Annotated in this window: 18 protein-coding genes; 2 read left to right on the forward strand and 16 right to left on the reverse strand. The window is 60.1% G+C overall.

Features of this window, described 5'->3' with window-relative positions:
• The first annotated feature begins 26 nt into the window (after positions 1-26).
• Positions 27-650: a DUF2238 domain-containing protein gene (locus ACUW6V_RS14125; RefSeq protein ID WP_012124171.1), complete on the forward strand. Its 624-nt coding sequence runs from the start codon at positions 27-29 to the stop codon at positions 648-650.
• Here the strand turns inward: ACUW6V_RS14125 and menE are convergent.
• The 8 genes from menE to ACUW6V_RS14165 form a co-directional block, all read right to left on the reverse strand.
• Complete coding sequence (gene menE / locus ACUW6V_RS14130) at positions 627-2021, reverse strand: o-succinylbenzoate--CoA ligase (RefSeq protein ID WP_454038511.1); 1395 nt, start codon at positions 2019-2021, stop codon at positions 627-629. The genes ACUW6V_RS14125 and menE overlap by 24 nt on opposite strands.
• Positions 2018-2983: an o-succinylbenzoate synthase gene (menC, locus tag ACUW6V_RS14135; RefSeq protein WP_454038512.1), complete on the reverse strand. Its 966-nt coding sequence runs from the start codon at positions 2981-2983 to the stop codon at positions 2018-2020. The genes menE and menC overlap by 4 nt, the downstream gene beginning before the upstream one ends.
• Positions 2983-3840: a 1,4-dihydroxy-2-naphthoyl-CoA synthase gene (gene menB / locus ACUW6V_RS14140; protein ID WP_004388269.1), complete on the reverse strand. Its 858-nt coding sequence runs from the start codon at positions 3838-3840 to the stop codon at positions 2983-2985. The genes menC and menB overlap by 1 nt, the downstream gene beginning before the upstream one ends.
• Positions 3841-3852: 12 nt before the next feature.
• Positions 3853-4617, reverse strand: coding sequence for a 2-succinyl-6-hydroxy-2,4-cyclohexadiene-1-carboxylate synthase (menH, locus tag ACUW6V_RS14145; RefSeq protein WP_454038513.1), 765 nt, complete (start codon positions 4615-4617; stop codon positions 3853-3855).
• Positions 4617-6284, reverse strand: coding sequence for a 2-succinyl-5-enolpyruvyl-6-hydroxy-3-cyclohexene-1-carboxylic-acid synthase (menD, locus tag ACUW6V_RS14150; protein WP_454038514.1), 1668 nt, complete (start codon positions 6282-6284; stop codon positions 4617-4619). The genes menH and menD overlap by 1 nt, the downstream gene beginning before the upstream one ends.
• 84 nt (positions 6285-6368) lie before the next feature.
• Entirely contained in the window at positions 6369-7658 is a 1290-nt protein-coding gene (gene menF / locus ACUW6V_RS14155) for an isochorismate synthase MenF (protein WP_454038515.1), read from the reverse strand.
• A gap of 103 nt (positions 7659-7761) precedes the next feature.
• Positions 7762-8073 carry a stress response protein ElaB gene (gene elaB, locus ACUW6V_RS14160; RefSeq protein WP_454038516.1) on the reverse strand — a complete coding sequence of 104 codons (312 nt, stop codon included), beginning with the start codon at positions 8071-8073 and terminating at the stop codon, positions 7762-7764.
• Between the two features lie 49 nt (positions 8074-8122).
• A complete protein-coding gene (locus ACUW6V_RS14165; RefSeq protein WP_105604132.1) occupies positions 8123-8593 on the reverse strand; it encodes a GNAT family N-acetyltransferase in 471 nt (156 codons plus the stop codon).
• Between the two features lie 73 nt (positions 8594-8666).
• Between ACUW6V_RS14165 and rnz the strand changes: the two genes are divergently transcribed.
• On the forward strand, positions 8667-9581 hold the full coding sequence (gene rnz, locus ACUW6V_RS14170) for a ribonuclease Z (protein ID WP_454038517.1): 915 nt from the start codon (positions 8667-8669) through the stop codon (positions 9579-9581).
• Positions 9582-9633: 52 nt separating this feature from the next.
• Here rnz and nuoN read toward each other — a convergent pair whose 3' ends face one another.
• From nuoN to nuoG, 8 genes are all read right to left on the reverse strand, one after another.
• A complete protein-coding gene (gene nuoN, locus ACUW6V_RS14175; RefSeq protein ID WP_007776765.1) occupies positions 9634-11091 on the reverse strand; it encodes an NADH-quinone oxidoreductase subunit NuoN in 1458 nt (485 codons plus the stop codon).
• A 6-nt stretch (positions 11092-11097) separates the two neighbouring features.
• Entirely contained in the window at positions 11098-12627 is a 1530-nt protein-coding gene (gene nuoM, locus ACUW6V_RS14180) for an NADH-quinone oxidoreductase subunit M (RefSeq protein ID WP_004388262.1), read from the reverse strand.
• 155 nt (positions 12628-12782) lie between these two features.
• Positions 12783-14621, reverse strand: coding sequence for an NADH-quinone oxidoreductase subunit L (gene nuoL, locus ACUW6V_RS14185; protein ID WP_012124161.1), 1839 nt, complete (start codon positions 14619-14621; stop codon positions 12783-12785).
• Positions 14618-14920, reverse strand: a complete 303-nt coding sequence (gene nuoK / locus ACUW6V_RS14190; RefSeq protein WP_004388260.1) for an NADH-quinone oxidoreductase subunit NuoK — start codon at positions 14918-14920, stop codon at positions 14618-14620. The genes nuoL and nuoK overlap by 4 nt, the downstream gene beginning before the upstream one ends.
• Positions 14917-15480 (reverse strand): NADH-quinone oxidoreductase subunit J, encoded by a 564-nt coding sequence (nuoJ, locus tag ACUW6V_RS14195; protein ID WP_007762766.1) that lies wholly within the window; start codon positions 15478-15480, stop codon positions 14917-14919. Before nuoJ ends, nuoK begins: the two co-directional genes overlap by 4 nt.
• Before the next feature lie 10 nt (positions 15481-15490).
• Positions 15491-16033, reverse strand: coding sequence for an NADH-quinone oxidoreductase subunit NuoI (nuoI, locus tag ACUW6V_RS14200; RefSeq protein ID WP_004388259.1), 543 nt, complete (start codon positions 16031-16033; stop codon positions 15491-15493).
• A 14-nt stretch (positions 16034-16047) separates the two neighbouring features.
• Positions 16048-17028 (reverse strand): NADH-quinone oxidoreductase subunit NuoH, encoded by a 981-nt coding sequence (gene nuoH, locus ACUW6V_RS14205; RefSeq protein ID WP_004388258.1) that lies wholly within the window; start codon positions 17026-17028, stop codon positions 16048-16050.
• Positions 17025-19751 (reverse strand): NADH-quinone oxidoreductase subunit NuoG, encoded by a 2727-nt coding sequence (gene nuoG / locus ACUW6V_RS14210; RefSeq protein WP_015386483.1) that lies wholly within the window; start codon positions 19749-19751, stop codon positions 17025-17027. The genes nuoH and nuoG overlap by 4 nt, the downstream gene beginning before the upstream one ends.
• Positions 19752-19753: the final 2 nt, after the last annotated feature.

The raw sequence follows: 19753 nt of genomic DNA on the forward strand, positions 1-19753 counted from the left end.
GCCTTTTACATTTCTGGCAGATCATTATGACCGTCACATCATCTCGTACGGCGTTAACCTTCGCAGCGCTGGTGCTGGCCCTGATCCTGATTTACACCGGCATCAGCGCCAAAGACAAACTCACCTGGCTTATGGAAGTGACGCCGGTCATTATTATCGTTCCACTGCTACTGGCCACACACTCGCGCTATCCGTTAACGCCGCTGCTTTACGTACTGATTTTCTTCCATGCCATCATTTTGATGGTCGGCGGTATGTACACCTACGCGAAAGTGCCCATCGGTTTTGACGTTCAGGCGTGGCTGGGATTAAGCCGCAATCCTTACGACAAACTGGGACACTTTTTTCAGGGTCTGGTGCCGGCGCTGGCGGCACGGGAGATTTTGCTGCGCGGCGGCTACGTTCACGGTCGTAAAATGCTCGCCTTCGTGGTCTGCTGTATCGCGCTGGCGATTAGCGCCGTTTACGAATTAATCGAATGGTGGTCGGCGCTGGCGCTGGGACAAGGTGCCGATGACTTTCTCGGCACCCAGGGCGATCCCTGGGACACCCAGTCGGATATGTTTTGCGCCCTGCTTGGCGCGCTCACTACCGTGTTCGCGTTGAGCCGTTGGCATACGAAGCAGCTAGTGAATATCCAGCGTCCCTGAATCCGCAATCGCCTGCTGGTTTACCCAGTCGCGTAGCGCCCGGCGGGAAATTTTAATCCCGCCGTTTTTAAGCGTCTCCGGCAGCCGAAGCCAGGCAACCGGCTGCTCAAATCGCGCCAGCTTATCGCTTGCCCACAGGCGCAACGCCTGTGGCTCAAATGACGCCTCACACTCGATGACTGCCACCGGCCGCGCGCCGAACTCGTCATCCTCCAGCGGGACAACAAACGCCTGTCGTACCTGCGGATGCTGACTCAGCACGCGCTCGACCGCCTCCGGCTGAACGCCTTCCCCACCGCAGAAAAAAAGATTATCCAGCCGTCCGGGCACCAGTAATTTGCCGTCGCGCCAGGCGCCGCGATCGCGGGTGGCGAACCAGCCCTGCGCATTGGTGAGCGGCACCAGCGCGCCGTCACGCCAGTAGCCAGCGGCCATGCTGGTACCACGCAGCCAGATCTCATCGCCCGCAAGCATCACCTCGCGCCCCGGCAGCGGCACACCTACATCAGCCTCGCCATCGGCGCGTTTCGCGCACACCGTGGAGGCAAACTCCGTCAGCCCGTAGCCGCACCAGCAGGCGATATCCCGCTGTGCCGCCGCTTGCGTCAGCGCAACCGGGATCGCAGCACCACCGAGCAACACGGCTTTGAGGCTCAGGCGACTTTCCGGCATCGCTAACAGCCGCCAGAGCTGGGTCGGCACCAGCGAGGCGTGCGTACAGCCTTCCAGCGCCTCGTAAAGCGGCAGGGAATCACGTACCGCCAGCTGCGCGCCTGCCCGCAGCCAGCGCCAGAATATTCCCTGACCGGAGACGTGAAACAGCGGCAGCGAGAGCAGCCAGCAGTCGGCGGCATGAAACGGGATCAGGCTCAGCACGCCCCTCGCGCTCTCCAGATGTGCGAACGCCGTATGAACGGCAGCTTTCGGCAGGCCGCTGGAGCCGGACGTTAGCGTCATGGATACCAGGCGATCGGCCTGCCACGCCGCGGCATACGCCGCCGCAGGCTCGCGCCAGTCAAGCAACGTAAGGCCCGGCAGCGTAGGTGCATCACCGATACAAACGGCATACCGCAACGTGAGCGACGGCAGCAGCGCGTTGATTAATGGTGCCGGCAGTTGCGGGTTTAGCGGCAGAATACGCGCGCCGCACTGTAACAGCGCAAGCCAGGCGAGCAGCGTTCGTTCGCTGTTTTTCGCGCACACCGCCACGCCGTCGCCGTCGCGCACGCCCTGCTGATGAAACCCTGCAGCAAGAGCATCAATCCGCTTGCAGAGCGCGCGCCAGGTGATATCGCCACTGTCGGCGCGCAGCGCGATGTCATGCGGCCTCATGCTTGCCCAATGACGCCACGGCCAGTCGAAGAGACTCACAGCAGCGGCTCCAGCGCATCCACAGGCCAGCACGGCAGCGGGCTGCCCGGCCACGGGCGCACCAGTTGAGCCTGCATCAGCGCGAGCGTATCGAGCCCCGGCGTGACGCCCGGCGTCAGCCAGGCGGCAAGCCGCGCGAGCTGGGTCAGGCCGAGGCTTGACTCAATGGAGGAACTGATGACCGCCGTCAGGCACTGCGCGTGAGCCTGCGCCACCTGCTGCTGTACCGTTTGCAGACTGCCGGTGAGCGTCGGTTTGATAATCACCGCCCGCAGGCCTGGCTCGGCTGTAATGGAAAAACCCCGCTCGCGCAGGCTTTCATCCCAGGCGATGGCGATACCGGTTTCGGCGGCGAACGCGCAGGAATCGTCAGGGGTTTTGCAGGGTTCTTCGATAAATTCGATGCGCGAACGGTACGCCGGGTTAACGTATTTCGCGAACTGCTGCGCTTTCAGCGGCGTCCAGGCGCGATTCGCGTCGAGCCGCAGCGTGAGATCGGGAATCGCCTCCAGCAGCAGGTTGACCACCATGCCGTCGCGCACCGCCTCATACAGCCCCACTTTAACTTTGGCGACTTTCTTGCCGGGCAGCCCGGCGAGGCGTGCGAAGAGTTCATCCGGATCGCCCGTACACAGCGGCGCGACGTGGTAATTCCCGGCCTCGGGCAGCGTGCCGTGAAGCTCCGCCTGCGCCAGGCTTAAACCAAACGCGACGCTTGCCACCTCCGGCAACGGCAGCGAATCACCCCGCTGCCATGCCAGAAGCCAGTCGCGCGCGGCGGCCAGCGCCGCGTCCAGCGTCTCGTCGCTAAACCCCGGCAGCGGCGCAATGTCTCCCCACCCATCGCGCCCGTTGTCAGAAAGGCGCACCAGCAGGCCGTCGCGGGTTTTCAGGCGCCGCTCCCGCAGCACCACGCCTGCGTCCATCGGCACCTGATAACGATAAAGCTGAGCCGCGCGCATTATGGGTTACGCTTGAATTTGCTGAAATCTGGCTGGCGCTTCTGGTTGAACGCGTTGCGCCCTTCCTGCCCCTCTTCGGTCATGTAGAAAAGCATGGTGGCGTTGCCTGCCAGCTCCTGAAGCCCCGCCTGACCGTCGCAGTCGGCGTTGAGCGCCGCTTTAAGGCAGCGCAGCGCCATCGGGCTGTTTTGCAGCATTTCGCGGCACCAGCGCACCGTTTCTCTCTCAAGCTCCGCCAGCGGAACGACGGTATTCACCAGCCCCATATCCAGCGCCTGCTTTGCGTCATACTGACGGCACAGGAACCAGATTTCACGCGCCTTTTTCTGGCCGACGATGCGCGCCATATAGGACGCTCCCCAGCCGCCGTCAAACGAACCGACTTTCGGGCCGGTCTGGCCGAAGACGGCGTTTTCCGCCGCAATGGTCAGATCGCACATCATATGCAGCACGTGACCGCCGCCAATCGCAAAACCCGCCACCATCGCCACCACCGGTTTCGGGCAGGTGCGGATCTGACGCTGGAAATCGAGCACGTTTAGATGATGCACGCCGGCGTCGTCCTGATAACCGCCGTAATCGCCGCGCACTTTCTGATCGCCGCCCGCGCAAAAGGCTTTTTCACCTTCGCCAGTGAGGATAATGACGCCGATATTGTCGTCATAGCGGGCATCGGCCAGCGCCTGGATCATCTCTTTAACGGTGAGCGGGCGAAACGCGTTGCGCACCTGCGGACGGTTGATGGTGATTTTAGCGATGCCGTCAGTGGATTTGTGGTAGCGAATGTCGGTGTAGCCTTCCGAACAGTCGAGCCATTCGGCAGGCGCATAAAGCATCGCTTCATCAGGATAGATCATGGGAGTTCTCCGTTAGGGGCGCAAAATCGCGTTAAGACAGCGGGCCACCGCAGCCGGGTTTTCCCGGTGCGCGTTGTGACCCGCGCCAGTAATGACATGCAAAGGCACATTGAGCGTGGCGGCGAGCGCGCGGAATTTTGCATCGCGCTCCCCGCACAGGTAATGAAATGGTACTGAGAGCCGCGCTAAAGGCTCATACAGCGGCAGCTGGCGGCCAGGCGATGTGGCTTCCAGCATCGTGGCCAGGGCGGTGGGGGCATTGCGGGCGCGCAGCGTGATTAATTCCCGGCGCTGTGCATCTGTCAGCGTGGCGAAAACGGGCTGGCGATACCAGGCGTCCAGCACCGTTTCTATCGGTTCATCGCGAAACCGCTGCGCCCACTGTTTATCCGCAACGAAACGCGCATCGCGCTCATCGGCATTCAGAAGCCCCGGATGGCCACCCTCAACCACAAGCCCTCGCAGGCCGGGCGTATTCCCCTGCGCGGCGTGAAACATCGCTATCCGCCCGCCGAGCGAGTAACCCACCAGCCAGTATTCAAGTATGTTGTAACTATTTAGCGTTGCGATAAGCTGTTCGTTCACGTGCGCAAAATCAACGGCGCAAAGATGCGCCGAGCCGCCGTGGCCCGGCAGATCGATAAACAGATGGTTATGCTCAACGCAGGCCGCGGCGACCGTCTGCCATTCACGATGATCGCCAAGAAAACCGTGCAGCCAGACGATAGTGCCACGCGCGGCAGCACGGGCGGGCTGAAAATACGCGGCCAGCGGCATCAGGCGCACACCGCTTTAAGTAAACGCGAGAATACCTGCGCGCCCGCGGTTTCCGGGACGCGCAGTTCAATGACTGTGGCGACCGATGAACGCCACGCGCGCGTCACCGCCTCTTTAAGCGCGGCCAGGCTCTCCGGCGCGTCATAGTTCAGCGAAAACATCGCCGCCGCGGGCGCAAAGCTGACGTTTTGCGGCATACAGTAAAATTTTTCGCGCTCGCGGGCGGGCGTCGGGAGCATGGAAAAAATCTGCCCGCCGTTGTTGTTCACGACGATCAGCACGAAAGGCGCGGGCGCGTCGCGCAGGAGCGCCAGCGCGTTGAGATCGTAAAGCGTGGAGAGATCGCCCAGCACGGCAAGCGTGGGTTTTCCGGTGGCGCGCTGTACGCCCGCCGCGGTAGAAACCAGCCCGTCAATGCCGCTCGCGCCGCGGTTACCATAGACCGGGTAACCGGCAGGCAACTGCGCCAGCGCATCCACCAGCCGCACCGTCAGGCTGTTGCCGAGAAAGAGCTGGCCGTCTGGTGGCAGCAGTTCTGGCAGGCGGTACGCCACCTGCACCTCGCCCCACTCAGTGAGTTCGCGCGCCACAATACGCTGCGTCTGCGCCGCCAGCCCTTCCAGCGGCTCGGCCCACGGCATGGACGGATGCGCCGGATGGTGTTCAAGCCAGGCGCAGATATCCGCCACAATCCGACGCCCGCGGTGGTGCGCCGGATCGAGCCGCCCTGAAAGTGGATCGACAATCCAGTACTCCTGCGGGCGACATTCGCTTTGCCACTGCAACACGCGCTTGCCGGTCAGGCTGCCGCCAAACTGAACGACAATCTGCGCCTGCGCGAGCAGCGCGGCGGCACGCGGGTGCGCGAGCCAGAGATCGGCGCACGGCAGTGGCTGGCCGGTTTGCGAGAGCACATCGCCAATGAGCGGCCAGCCAAGACGCGTCGCCCACTGCGCAACGGCTTCGCCCTCCTGCGCCGTCAGCCTGCCTGCAAGCACCACGCCACGCTGTTCACGCCAGAAAGTCCAGTCTGCCTGCGCGCTGACCGCCTGTGTGTTCTCATAGCGCAGCCAGGGTGTTGTCGTCTGCCACCACTCGCCCGGTGCCTGCTGCCACGTAAGATCGGTCTCGTCCAGCTCGCCATAGAGTGGTTCGGCGAACGGCACGTTGATATGCAGCGCGCCTGCTTTTAGCATTCCCATCTTTTCATCGATGGCGCTGATAAGCCAGGCGGCGGGAATGGATGGCGTGGGGCGCGGGAGATCGAGTGTGGCGGCAGGGTGTGAGCCAAAAATGGCGTGCTGACGAATGGCCTGGTTCGCGCCGCAGTCAATCAGCTCCGGTGGGCGGTCGGCGGTGATCGCCACCAGTTTTTCACCCGTCAGCCCGGCTTCTATCACCGCGGGATAAAGGTTCGCCACCGCCGTACCGGACGTGACAATCACCGCCACCGGCTCGCCGCTTGCTTTGGCAAGCCCGAGCGCCAGATGGCCAAGACCGCGCTCATCGAAGTGCGTATGCGGCGTGAACGCCGAATGTTGCGCGGCGGCGAGCGTCAACGGCGTGGAGCGCGAGCCCGGCGCGATGCAAAGATGGCGCACGCCGTGGCGGCTCAGCGCTTCGAGAATGACGCCCGCCCAGCGGCGGTTAAACGTGCTTGTCGACATAAGCTTGTCCGGTATCAATTTAGCCGGTTTATTATAAAGCGTCGTCGGAATCGAATTTTGATATGGGTCGGGTTGTGGCTCGGCTCATGAAGTCAGAAGCGTGAGCAGCGCCGCCGCTTTGTTCTCGATCTCCTGCCACTCCAGCGCGGCCTGCGAGCCCGCCACCAGCCCGGCACCCGCGTAAATACGGATTGTTTCGTCCTTCAGGCGCGCCGAGCGCAGGCTTACGCAAAACTCTGACTGCTCCATCGATAAATACCCGGCAGAGCCCGCATACCATTCCCGCTCAAACGGTTCGTGCTCAGCGATAAAACGGCGCGCCGCCTCGCGCGGCAGCCCGGCCACTGCGGCGGTAGGCTGTAGCTGATGCAGGCACGCGGCGTCATCGGGCGCGAAAAGGCGCGCGGTCATCGCACACCGAAGATGCTGCACCCGCCGCAGCCGCATCACCTCCGGCAGCCGCGTTGTGATGCTGTGCGCAATCGGCGCCAGGCGCGCGCGAATGTCTTCCACCACCAGCGCATTTTCGCGGCGATTTTTATCATCATTCAGCAGCCAGATGGCGCGCGCCTGCGCCTGACTGTCGTCGGGAAGATTTTCCACCGTACCCGCCAGCGCCTCGGTATCCAGCGCCAGCCCATTGCGCCGCCACAAGCGCTCCGGCGTTGAGCCAAGAAACGCCTCGCGCGCGCTGAAGGCCAGATAAAAGTGGTAGCAGTGGTGATTAGCCTCGCGGCTTGCGGCCATCAGCGCCGTCGCGTCCGGTTGCGCGAGAAAACGCAGATCGGTGGCGCGCGCCAGTACCACTTTGGCGAAATCGCCGCGCTCAATGGCGTGTGTCGCCGCGCCAACCAGTTGCGCCCATTGCTGCGCCTGCGGAATATCACAGCGGCTGACGCGGCGCGGCGGGCGTTGCAACAGCGTGTGCCGCGCTGGTTGCAGATTGTGGATAAGCGGCTTTAACGCCTGCGCCGCTTTGTATTGTGAGCAGGCACTATAAATGTTCACTATCAGCCAGGCGCGATCGTCCTCCCGGCGCAGCTCCAGGCGCGGCAGGAAAAAAAGCCCTTTTTGGGGATCGAACGCGTTCAGCCCCCAGACACGAAGGCCTGGTGTATCCGCATGCTTGTGTAAAAACGCCTGCGCCTCGTCGAGACTTGAGAATGTGCATGCCGCACCAAGCGTGGCAACCTCTTCATTGCCTTCACGAGAGCGCCAGTAAAACTGCGGAAACCCTGGCTGCGCACCAAGCCAGGCGAGTAAATCGTAAAATTCAGGGGAAAATTCAAACGCGCAACGGCAGAGACCGGGCGCATCAGGCACGTCCGCAAGCGCCTTTTCAGCCAACGCCTGCGCGGCGGCGAGGGTATTCACAGGTTTCCTTTCCTCTGCTTAAAACCCTGCATTCTACAGGGCTTTGCGCGCAAAAAAAATGGCGCACCCGAAACGGATGCGCCGGTGCGCGATGTGCGGAGGATTAACGGCGGGCTAACAGCAGGCCCAGCACCAGACCCGCAGCGGCACCGATACCAACGCCCTGCCACGGTTTTTCATGCACATAGTCATCGGCACGATAGACCGCCTGTTTGGCGCGGAAGTAGTAGTTGTCGGACGCGGTGCTGATGCGGTTTTTTACGTCATGCAGCGCCTGCTCGGCACGCGCTTTCAGTTCAACATACTTTTGATCCGCCGGATCGCCGGACGAGCGCAGGATCTCTTCCAGAGTATCGCTCAGCAGAGTCAGGTCATCGTCGACACGCGTTTCATAAGGTTGTGAAGATAAAGGCATAACTGGTCTCCGTGTTATCAAGTTACCGGTTTGCTAACTATAGACACACTCACGCTTTTTTGCCTGGACGCGGTTCGCGCCGCATCCCGATGTGCGGGATGCCGTCTTCGTCGTAGATCTCCGTGGCCGGGACAAAACCAAACTGCGCGTAAAACGCCTGCAGATGCGCCTGTGCGCTCAGGTATAGCGGGCTTTCCGGCCAGTTGCGCTCGCAGCTCTCAACTGCGCGTTTCATGAGTTCAACACCCAGCTTTTCACCCCGTGCGGCACCTGAAACAATAACCCGCCCTATCGCGACCGGCGCATATGGATCGTCACTTTTCAGAATCCTCGCATAAGCAATCAGCTGATTATCGCGCCAGGCCAACAGATGACGGTTTTCGCCCACCAGATCTTCGCCGTCCACATCCAGATAAGGACACGTTTGTTCAACCACAAATACTTCACAGCGCAGCTTCAGCAGCGCGTACAGCGTCGGGACATCCAGCTCGGCGTGATGTTTATCCTGCCAGTCGATCATATTGGGCTCCGGTGTGTGCGGCTTTCCTCGTTATACTAAAAGCTTTCGCGCAATCGTACAGAGTAAATTCCTCATGGAACTGACATTTTTAGGCACCAGCGCCGGGCTGCCGTCCACCACCCGCAACGTGACGGCCATTGTCCTGAACCCGCAAAATAATCGCTCCGGGCTGTGGCTTTTTGACTGCGGCGAAGGCACCCAGCATCAGATGCTGCGGGCCACGGCCACCCCCGGCAAAATAGAGAAAATCTTTATCACGCACCTGCACGGCGATCATATCTTCGGGCTGCCGGGCCTGCTGTGCAGCCGCTCTATGGCAGGCTGCGAGACGCCGCTTGAGATTTACGGCCCGAAGGGCATCGCGGAATTTGTCGAAACCACGCTACGTCTGAGCGGCTCCTGGACCAGCTACCCGTTAAACGTGCATGAGATTACCGAAGGGCAGCTATTGGACGATGGCGAGCTTACCGTGACCGCATACCCGCTGACGCATCCGGTGGAATGTTACGGCTACCGGATCGAGGAGCAGGATAAACCCGGCGCGCTGGACGCGGCGCGCCTTAAAGCGGCGGGCGTTATGCCAGGGCCGCTGTTTCAGCAGCTTAAACGCGGCGAGACGGTGACGCTCGCTGACGGGCGCACGGTGTGCGGCGCCGATTACCTGAGCGCGCCCCGTCCCGGCAAAAAAATAGCTATTTTCGGCGATACCGGCCCGACGCCGCAGGCGGTTAATCTCGCCCGTGATGTGGATGTGATGGTCCATGAAACCACGCTTGAAGCGGCGATGGCGGAGAAAGCCAACGGGCGCGGGCATTCGACCACGCAGCAGGCGGCCGCGGTTGCCAGAGACGCTGGCGCGAAGCGCCTGTTGATGACGCACTTTAGTTCACGCTATAGCGCGGAAGAGTGTCAGCGGCTGCTCGCCGAGTGCCAGGCCATTTTCCCGGCAAGCGAGCTGGCGGAAGATTTCCTGACTATCACGGTATAGCGCCCATAAAAAAACCGCCGGTAAACGGCGGTTTTTATCTAAAGCACAAAGCTTACATCAGCGGTTTCGCCAGCTGCACCAGCGTAATCAGCGGCTGCGGCCAGACGCCCAGCACCAGCACCAGCAGTGCGGAAATCAGCACCACGACACCGCCTGCGCTGTATGCCCAGTTGGACGGCGCATCGCGGTTGAGCTGCTGCGGCGCGTTCAGGTACAGGCTCACTGCCACGCGCAGGTAGTAGTAGAGACCAATCGCAGAGCCCACGACTACCGCACCGGTCAGCCACCACAGGTTGGACTGCACACCGACGGCCAGCACGTAGAATTTACCGATAAAGCCGAGCGTCATCGGAATACCCGCCAGCGACAGCATCATCACAGTCATTACGGCCGAGAGAATCGGACGGTGCCAGAACAGGCCGCGGTAGGAGTAGAGCGAATCCGCGTCCGGGCCGCGATACGGGCTGGACATCAGGCTCACCACGCCAAACGCACCGAGGCTGCTGAAGAGATAACCCGCCAGGTAAACACCCACGGTTTCCATCGACATATCGCCGCTTTTCAGCGCAATCAGCGCGACCAGCAGGTAGCCCAGATGGGAGATGGATGAATAACCTAGCAGACGTTTAATGTTCGTCTGGGTCAGCGCCATCAGGTTACCGAAGATGATGGAGGCGAAGGCGAGCACGCCTAACACCACGCGCACCGCCTCGCTGTCACCTACCGGCGCATAGAGGAACAGACGCATCACCACACCGAAGATAGCGATTTTGCTCGCGGTCGCCAGGAAAGTGGAAACCGGCGCAGGCGCGCCCTGGTATACATCCGGCGTCCAGAGATGGAACGGCACCAGAGAGAGCTTAAAGCCGAGACCGACGATCATCAGGCCCAGACCCGCCAGCAGCAGCGGCTCGCTCAGCATGTTGTCCGCGAGGCTCTTACCGAGCGTCACAAACGACAGGCTGCCGGACTGCGCATAGACCAGCGCCATACCAAACAGCAGGAAAGACGACGCTGCGGCAGACAGAATGGTGTATTTGATCGCCGCTTCCAGCGAGCGTTTCTGACGAAACGCATAACCGACCAGACCAAACAGAGGCAGAGAGATAAGCTCGATACCCAGGAACAGCGACGCCAGATGATTGGCGTTCGCCAGCAGAATACCGCCCAGTGCGGCGATCAGCACCAGCAGATAAAACTCTTCCTTGTTATCGTTGTAGCCCTGCAGCCACGGATAGGCGAAGGTACAGGTGGCGAGGCTCGCCAGCAGCACCAGGCCGGTATACAGCATGGCGTAACCGTCCACGCGCATCAGCGGCGTGACGTCCATCGCGCCCGCCTGACCCACGAACCACAGCGACAGCAGCGCGGCGTTCAGGCCAACAACGGACAGCGTGGCATTGAGGAAGTGATTACGTCGCCACGCAATGGAGAGCATCACAACTACCACCGTCAATCCGACGATCAGCAGCGGTAGCAGCGCGATCAATTGTTGAGTAGTTATTGTCATGGCGAATTACGGCCTTGTAGTTGAAACAGAATCGGTAAACCACTGCTGAATATTGCTCATCGCCGAATGGGATGTATCCAGAATTGGCTGGGGATAGAAGCCCAGCAGTACCAGAAGCACCACCAGCAGCAGGATCATAAACAGCTCACGCGGTGACAGACCGCGAATCTCCTGGCGCGCCGCCTCGCTCTTCGGCTGACCGAAGTACGCGCGATGCAGCATCGCCAGTGAGTAAACGGACGCGAACACCAGACCAAAGGTGGAGATGACGGTAATCACCGGGACCACCTGGAAGCTGCCGAACAGGATCATGAATTCGCCGACGAAGTTACCGGTGCCCGGCATACCGAGCGTCGCCACGGCAAAGAACATCGACAGCGCCGGCAGCCATCTGATTTTGCTCCACAGGCCACCCATCTGGCGCATATCGCGGGTATGCAGACGCTCATAAAGCTGACCGCAGAGAATAAACAGACCCGCCGCGGAAAGACCGTGAGCGATCATCTGAATCACCGCACCCTGATAAGCGAGCTGGCTGCCGGTGTAGATGGCGATCAGCACAAAGCCCATGTGGGAAACGGAGGTGTATGCGATAAGACGTTTGATGTCGTACTGGGTGAAGGCCATCCACGCGCCGTAGAAAATACCGATTACGCCAAGCCACATGGCGATTGGCGCGAATTCGGCAGAGGCGTTCGGGAACAGCGGCAGCGAGAAGCGCAGCAGACCGTAGGCCGCGGTTTTCAGCAAGATCCCCGCGAGGTCAACGGAACCTGCGGTCGGTGCCTGGGAGTGCGCGTCCGGCAGCCAGCCGTGCAGCGGCACCACCGGCATTTTCACCGCAAACGCGATGAAGAAGCCGAGCATCAGCAGATATTCGACACCGTGAGACATCGGCGTTTTCAGCAGGCGTTCGTAGTTGAACGTCCACTCGCCGGTGGCGTTGTAGTGCACAAATACCAGCGCCAGGATGGCAATCAACATCACCAGACCGCTCGCCTGGGTATAGATGAAGAACTTGGTCGCCGCAGTGATACGCGTTTTACCGTCCGATGCCTTATGGCCCCACAGGGCGATCAGGAAGTACATCGGCACCAGCATCATTTCCCAGAAGAAGAAGAACAGGAACATGTCGATGGCGAGGAACACGCCAATCACGCCGCCCAGGATCCACATCAGGTTGAGATGGAAGAAGCCCTGATATTTCTCAATTTCATTCCAGGAGCAGAGCACCGCCAGCACGCCGAGCAGGCCCGTCAGTACCACCATCAGCAGCGACAGCCCGTCGATGGCTAAATGGATGGTGATCCCAAAGCGCGGGATCCAGTCGAGAATGAACTGGTCCTGCCACTTCGGAAACTCACCGGATTGCGTCAGGGAGTAGCCGCCCTGCAACCAGAGTTGCAGGCCGAGCGCCAGCGTCAGTCCCATCGTAATCAGCGCAATCCAGCGCGGCACCTTGACGCCGAAGCGTTCGGTCTGCCAGCACAGGAAGCCGCCGATAAAGGGAATCAGTATTAGCCAGGGTAGTAACATGGCGATTTTTGTTCCTTGTTTAAGTCCAGCTCAGGCTATCTTACTTGCCACCGTGAATCCCGCTGCGCGCAGAGAGTCTCCACGGTGGCTTCGCTAATAACGCCTGTCCTTTCGGACTTGATTTTCAACGAATTCTTTTAAAATTCACTTATGAATCAACGCAACACCATCAGCAACACCAGTACGACCACCGCACCGACGCTCATGGATGCGACATACCAGCGCAGGTAACCGTTCTCGCTCAGCAGCAGACCGCGGCCTGCGTAGCGGGAAAGGATGGCCGGAATGTTCATCAGCGCATTCAGCGGATCGCGTTGCAGCAGCCAGGCGATACCCAGGAAAGGCTTAACGAAGACTTTGTCATACAGCCAGTCGAAGCCCCAGGCGTGATACCACCAGGTGCCGAAGAAACGACCCGGCGCGCTTTTGGCGACGGCGGTAACCAGCGTACGCTTGCCAAGCCACAGCCAGGCGGCGATCAGGATACCGACAATCGCCACCACACCCGAGGTGATTTCCAGCGCCATTTTGCCTTCGTGACCGAAGTGGTTTTCCGGCAATACGCCCGCCAGCGGCGGCGTAATCAGCGCGCCGACAAAGGTGGAAAGCACCAGCAGCACGATAAGCGGCAGATGATGAGTGATGCCCTTCCCTGCGTGTGCGTGAATTTTTTCTTCGCCGTGGAACACGATGAAAATCATGCGGAAGGTATAGATGGACGTCAGGAACGCACCCACCAGACCCGCCAGCATTAAGTAGTTATGGCCGTTGGCAGCAGCACCCCACAGAATTTCATCTTTACTGTAGAAGCCTGCGGTCACGACCGGCAGAGCAGCAAGGGCCGCGCCGCCCACCAGGAAGCAGGCGTAAACCAGCGGAATGGATTTACGCAGGCCACCCATTTTGAAGATGTTCTGCTCGTGATGGCACGCCAGAATGACGGAGCCGGACGAGAGGAACAGCAGCGCTTTAAAGAACGCGTGCGTCATCAGGTGGAAAATCGCCGCATCCCATGCCTGAACGCCAAGCGCCAGGAACATGTAGCCAATCTGGCTCATGGTGGAATACGCGAGAACACGTTTGATGTCGGTCTGCACCAGCGCGGCGAAGCCCGCCAGCACCAGCGTAATGGCACCAACGATACCAACCAGATGCAGCACGTCCGGCGTCAGCAGGAACAGGCCGTGGGTACGGGCGATCAGGTAAACGCCCGCGGTCACCATGGTCGCCGCGTGGATCAGCGCGGAAACCGGCGTCGGGCCTGCCATCGCGTCCGCAAGCCAGGTCTGCAGCGGAAGCTGTGCGGATTTACCGACCGCGCCGCCAAGCAGCATCAGCGTCGCCCAGCGCAGCATTTCATTGCCATTGGCAAAATGCTGCGGTGCCAGTTCAACCATTTCACGGAAGTTCAGCGTGCCCAGTTCGTTGTAGAGAATGAACAGCGCGAAAGCGAGGAAGACGTCACCCACACGGGTCACGACAAACGCTTTCATCGCGGCGGCCCCGTTCTTCGGATCGGTGTAGTAGAAACCGATCAGCAGATAGGAGCACAGGCCCACGCCTTCCCAGCCGAGGTACATCAGCAGCAGGTTATCGGAGAGCACCAGCACAACCATGCTCGCGATAAACAGGTTGGTGTACGCGAAAAAGCGGGAATAGCCCTCTTCGCCGCGCATATACCAGGACGCGAACATGTGGATCAGGAAGCCTACGCCGGTGACCACGGAGAGCATGGTCAGCGAAAGACCGTCCAGCACCAGGTTAACACCGATGTTGAAATCGCCAACTGACATCCAGGTCCACAGCGGCAGAGAAAACGCCTGCTTGCCGTTATTAAAGAAATCAATGCCAGCGTAAGCGGTGACCAGCGCCGCCAGTCCCACAGAGCCGACCCCAACCGTCGCGGAGAGGTTTTCCGACCAGCGACCACGGGAGAAGGCGAGCAGAATATAGCCAATCAATGGCAAAATAATGGTTAATGCGAGCAGGTTCATCCACGCATCTCACTTACTGAATCGATATTCAGGTTCTGGCGACGACGATGGAGTTGCAGCAGCAGCGCAAGGCCGATACTGGCTTCTGCCGCGGCTAAGCTAATCGCCAGGATATACATTATCTGACCGTCGGTCTGACCCCAGTAGCTGCCGGCGACCACAAAGGCCAGCGCGGCGGCGTTAATCATGATTTCCAGCCCAATCAGCATAAACAGCAGATTGCGACGGATAACCAGACCGGTCAGACCCAGGACGAACAGAATAGCCGCCAGGATCAGTCCATGTTGTAACGGGATCATGCGCGCTCCTCCGTTTTTCTTTTCGATGCGTCCGACGGAGCACCGCCGCGCACGCTTACCACATCGCCCGCTTTCTCTTCACGGCCAAGATGGAAGGCCACGACCAGGCCTGCCAGTAACAGCATGGAAGCCAGTTCGACCGCCAGTACGTAAGTCTGGAACAGGTCTTTACCAACGGCTTTGGCGCTAATCGGGTTGCCTTCAATGCCCTGATCGTTAACGCCCAGAATGGCGTAAACGATCACCACCAGCAGAACCGCCGAGAGAATGCCAGGGCCAATCCAGATTTGCGGTTTGAGCCATTCGCGCTCCTGACGCACCACGGAATCGCCGAGGTTGAGCATCATGACCACGAACACGAAGAGCACCATGATGGCGCCTGCGTAGACGATGATCTCCAGCGCACCGGCGAAGTAAGCGCCGAGTGAGAAAAAGACGCCTGCGATCGCCAGCAGCGAGATAATCAGGTACAGCAGCGCGTGTACCGGATTGCTGTGGGTGATCACCCGGGCGGTGGTCAGGACCGCCACAAGGGCGCAGATATAAAAAGCGAATTCCATTCCTGACTCCTTAAGGTAACAGGCCTTTGACGTCGATAGGTTTGGCTTCGTTTTCCGCGTCGCCTTTATCTTTGCCGTCGATTGCCATACCCGCCATCCGGTAGAAGTTATATTCCGGGTATTTGCCCGGACCGGAGATCAGCAGGTCCTCTTTTTCATACACCAGATCCTGGCGCTTGAACTCGCCCAGCTCGAAATCCGGCGTCAGCTGGATAGCGGTGGTCGGGCAGGCCTCTTCGCACATGCCGCAGAAAATACAGCGTGAGAAGTTGATGCGGAAAAACTCCGGATACCAGCGACCGTCTACGGTCTCCGCTTTTTGCAGAGAGATACAGCCTACCGGACAGGCGACCGCACAGAGGTTACAGGCCACACAGCGCTCCTGACCGTCCGGATCGCGCGTCAGCACGATACGGCCGCGGTAGCGCGGCGGCAGATAAACCGGCTCTTCCGGATACATGCGCGTTTCGCGTTTAGAAAACGCGTGCAGGCCAATCATCCAGATACTGCGTAGTTGGGTGCCGAAACCAACCACTATGTCTTTCAATGTCATGGTTTTCTCACCCCTTATGCCGCTGTCTGCCAGAGAATGACAGCCGCGGTTACCAGCAGATTGATAAGCGTCAGCGGCAGGCACACTTTCCAGCCGAAGGACATTACCTGGTCATAACGAGGACGCGGTAATGCGGCGCGAATCAAAATAAACATCATCATGAAGAACGCGGTTTTCAGCGCGAACCAGATGAAAGGCGGTAACCAGGGTCCCTGCCAGCCGCCAAAGAACAGCGTCACGATCAGCGCAGAAACGGTCACAATCCCGATATATTCGCCCACAAAGAACAGACCGAACTTCATGCCGGAATATTCGATGTGATAACCGTCAGCCAGCTCCTGCTCCGCTTCCGGCTGGTCAAACGGGTGACGGTGACACACCGCAACGCCCGCGATAGCGAAAGTGATAAAGCCGAAGAACTGCGGGATAACGTTCCAGAGATGCGCCTGGTTGTTCACGATGTCGGTCATGTTGAACGACCCGGCCTGCGCGACAACACCCATCAGCGAGAGGCCGAGGAACACTTCGTAGCTCAGCGTCTGCGCGGAGGCGCGCATTGCGCCCAGCAGCGAGTATTTGTTGTTGCTCGACCAGCCTGCGAACAGCACCGCGTAAACGCCAAGGCCCGCCATCATCAGGAAGAAGAGGATCCCGATATTGAGATCCGCCACGACCCAGGTCGGGCTGACAGGCACAATCGCGAACGCCAGCAGCAGCGAGGTGAAAGCAATCATCGGTGCCAGCGTAAAGATAACGCGGTCGGAGAAGCGCGGGATCCAGTCCTCTTTAAAGAACATCTTGATCATGTCCGCGACCAGCTGGAGCGAACCGCCCCAGCCTACACGGTTCGGCCCGTAGCGGTTCTGGAAGAGGCCGAGCAGACGACGCTCGCCAAAACTCATGAACGCGCCGCAGCTCACAACCACCAGCAGAATGACCACCGCTTTCAGGATGCTGAGCAGGATCTCAATAACATCCGGTGTCAACCAACTCATTGCGCAGCCTCCTGCAGATTTTCAAGACGAGCGCCAGCCATGACAGGCGCGATGCCCGGCATGCCCATCGGCAGACCGACCTGCCCTTCCGTCAGCCCTTCCGACAACTGCAACGGCAGCGTGATAGTCTGGCCTTCATAATTGAAGGAGACCTTCGCCCCCGCATTGACGCCAAGCTTCGCGGCATCAGCCGGATTCAGGCGGATGTACGGCTGCGGCATGCGGCTCTGGAAGACCGGTGAGCGCTGCGACAACTCGTCGCTGCCAAACAGATGGTAGTAAGGCGCGATACGCCACTGACCATCCTGCGGCGCGAAACGCTGCGGTACGGTCGTGAAGTAATCGATAGCGCCCTCGCCCGCCTCAATGAGGCGCACGCCCGGATCGCCATGACGCAGGTGGCCGCCCACTTCGTCCTGGAATTTGTTCCAGGCCTGCGGGGAGTTCCAGCCCGGTGCCCAGGCGAACGGCACCTGAGAACGCGGCGCGTCCGGATGGTTGTTCCCTTCCATGGAGAAGGCGAACATGGTGTCTTTATCCTGCGGCTGACGCGGCTCGTGAACGCTGATGTTCGCGCGCATCGCGGTGCGACCGCTGTAACGATGCGGTTCGCGCGCCAGTTTCTGGCCGCGGATGCGGAACGTCGCGTCCGGCGCGGCGTTTTTAATGCCCGCCAGGTGCGGCAGTTTTTCGATGCAGGCGTCGATCACATGATCAAGCTGCGTCCAGTCCGGATGACGGTTTTCCAGCGTGCTGTGCAGCGAATGCAGCCAGCGCCAGCTTTCCAGCATGGTCACGGTGTTGTCGTAGTACGACGGGTCATAGACCTGGAAGAAGCGCTGCGCGCGGCCTTCGTTGTTGATGACCGTACCGTCGCTTTCCGCGAAGCTCGCGGTGGAGAGCACGAGATGCGCGTGATCCATAATCGCGGTGCGCTGATGGTCAATCACCATCACCAGCGGCGCTTTCGCCAGCGCTGCATCCACACGTGCCGCCGAGGCGTGACGGTGCAGATCGTTTTCCAGCACGATGACGGCGTCAGCATTGCCGGTTTCGAGCTCGTTCAGCGCGTCGTCAAGGGAACCGCCGCCAATCATGCCGAGACCGACGCTGTTAACCGCGCGGGCAATCATCGTGATGCCGACATCCGCGCCGCGGCCTTTCAGGGCTTTCGCCACGTTCGCGGCCGCCTGAATCACTTCCACGCTACCGGCGTTGGTGCCGGAGATAATCAGCGGCTTTTTCGCCCCTGCCAGCGCCTGCACAATCACGTCTACTTTGTTTTGCAGATCGCGATCCAGCCCTTCCACCGCAGGCGATGCGGCATCCAGCGCGTTAGCGATGGCAAAACCGAGACGCGCCTGATCTTCCACCGGCGCACGGTAGGTCCACGCGGCGATGTCGTCCAGGCGGGTGCTGTCAACGTTTGTCACAAACAGCGGATGTTTGGCGCGCTGGCCGATGTTCAGGATGGCCGCGATCTGCCAGTCAGCCACTTTCTGGGCCGCCGCCATTTCACGCGCTTTGCCTTTCACCGCCTGACGTACCGCCAGCGCCACGCGCGCACCGGTCTGGGTGATGTCTTCGCCCAGCACCAGCACGGCATCATAAGATTCAATCTCACGCAGCGCCGGTGTGCGGATGCCACTTTCACGCAGCACTTTCAGCATCAGCTGCAGACGTTCCTGCTCGCCCGCCGCGATGCCGGTATAGAAGTTTTCCGCACCGACCAGTTCACGCAGCGCGAAGTTGCTCTCAACGCTCGCGCGTGGGGAGCCTATACCAATCACTTTCTTCGACTGGCGCAGAATATCCGCCGCACCCTGCATCGCCTGTTCGGCGTTCAGGGTGATCAGGTCATCGCCACGGCGCTGCACCGGACGACGCGGACGGTCTTTCAGGTTGACGTAGCCGTAACCGAAACGACCGCGGTCGCACAGGAAGTAGTGGTTAACCGTACCGTTGTAGCGGTTTTCGATGCGGCGCAGTTCGCCATAACGTTCGCCAGGGCTGGTATTGCAGCCCAGCGAGCACTGCTGGCAGATGCTCGGCGCAAACTGCATGTCCCATTTACGGTTGTAGCGCTCGGAGTGCGTTTTATCGGTGAAAACGCCGGTCGGGCAAATTTCGACCAGGTTACCGGAGAATTCACTCTCAAGCGTACCGTCTTCGGGGCGACCGAAATAGACGTTGTCATGCGCGCCGTACACGCCGAGATCGGTGCCGTCCGCGTAATCTTTGTAGTAACGCACGCAGCGATAACAGGCGATGCAGCGGTTCATCTCATGGTTGATGAACGGCCCCAGATCCTGATTGCGGTGAGTACGTTTGGTGAAACGGTAGCGACGGAAGCTATGGCCGGTCATCACGGTCATATCCTGCAGGTGGCAGTTGCCGCCCTCTTCACAGACCGGGCAGTCGTGCGGGTGGTTGGTCATCAGCCACTCCACAACGCTTTCGCGGAACTGTTTCGCTTCGTCGTCATCAATAGAAATAAAGGTGCCATCGGATGCCGGCGTCATGCAGGACATCACAAGGCGACCACGGGTATCTTCCGCGTTCTGATATTGCTTCACCGCGCACTGGCGGCAGGCACCGACGCTACCCAGCGCCGGATGCCAGCAAAAATAAGGAATATCGAGGCCGAGCGACAGACACGCCTGCAGCAGGTTGTCCGCGCCGTCTACCTCATATTCTTTGCCGTCTACATGAATCGTAGCCATAG

This window comes from Cronobacter sp. 153480017-3 (genome assembly GCF_053627815.1).

Coding starts and splice junctions, on each gene's coding strand:
- ACUW6V_RS14125 (WP_012124171.1), top strand. CDS start 27: ATGACCGTCACATCATCTCGTACGGCGTTAACCTTCGCAGCGCTGGTG.
- menC (WP_454038512.1), bottom strand. CDS start 2,983: ATGCGCGCGGCTCAGCTTTATCGTTATCAGGTGCCGATGGACGCAGGC.
- menB (WP_004388269.1), bottom strand. CDS start 3,840: ATGATCTATCCTGATGAAGCGATGCTTTATGCGCCTGCCGAATGGCTC.
- menH (WP_454038513.1), bottom strand. CDS start 4,617: ATGCCGCTGGCCGCGTATTTTCAGCCCGCCCGTGCTGCCGCGCGTGGC.
- menD (WP_454038514.1), bottom strand. CDS start 6,284: ATGTCGACAAGCACGTTTAACCGCCGCTGGGCGGGCGTCATTCTCGAA.
- elaB (WP_454038516.1), bottom strand. CDS start 8,073: ATGCCTTTATCTTCACAACCTTATGAAACGCGTGTCGACGATGACCTG.
- ACUW6V_RS14165 (WP_105604132.1), bottom strand. CDS start 8,593: ATGATCGACTGGCAGGATAAACATCACGCCGAGCTGGATGTCCCGACG.
- rnz (WP_454038517.1), top strand. CDS start 8,667: ATGGAACTGACATTTTTAGGCACCAGCGCCGGGCTGCCGTCCACCACC.
- nuoN (WP_007776765.1), bottom strand. CDS start 11,091: ATGACAATAACTACTCAACAATTGATCGCGCTGCTACCGCTGCTGATC.
- nuoM (WP_004388262.1), bottom strand. CDS start 12,627: ATGTTACTACCCTGGCTAATACTGATTCCCTTTATCGGCGGCTTCCTG.
- nuoL (WP_012124161.1), bottom strand. CDS start 14,621: ATGAACCTGCTCGCATTAACCATTATTTTGCCATTGATTGGCTATATT.
- nuoK (WP_004388260.1), bottom strand. CDS start 14,920: ATGATCCCGTTACAACATGGACTGATCCTGGCGGCTATTCTGTTCGTC.
- nuoJ (WP_007762766.1), bottom strand. CDS start 15,480: ATGGAATTCGCTTTTTATATCTGCGCCCTTGTGGCGGTCCTGACCACC.
- nuoI (WP_004388259.1), bottom strand. CDS start 16,033: ATGACATTGAAAGACATAGTGGTTGGTTTCGGCACCCAACTACGCAGT.
- nuoH (WP_004388258.1), bottom strand. CDS start 17,028: ATGAGTTGGTTGACACCGGATGTTATTGAGATCCTGCTCAGCATCCTG.
- nuoG (WP_015386483.1), bottom strand. CDS start 19,751: ATGGCTACGATTCATGTAGACGGCAAAGAATATGAGGTAGACGGCGCG.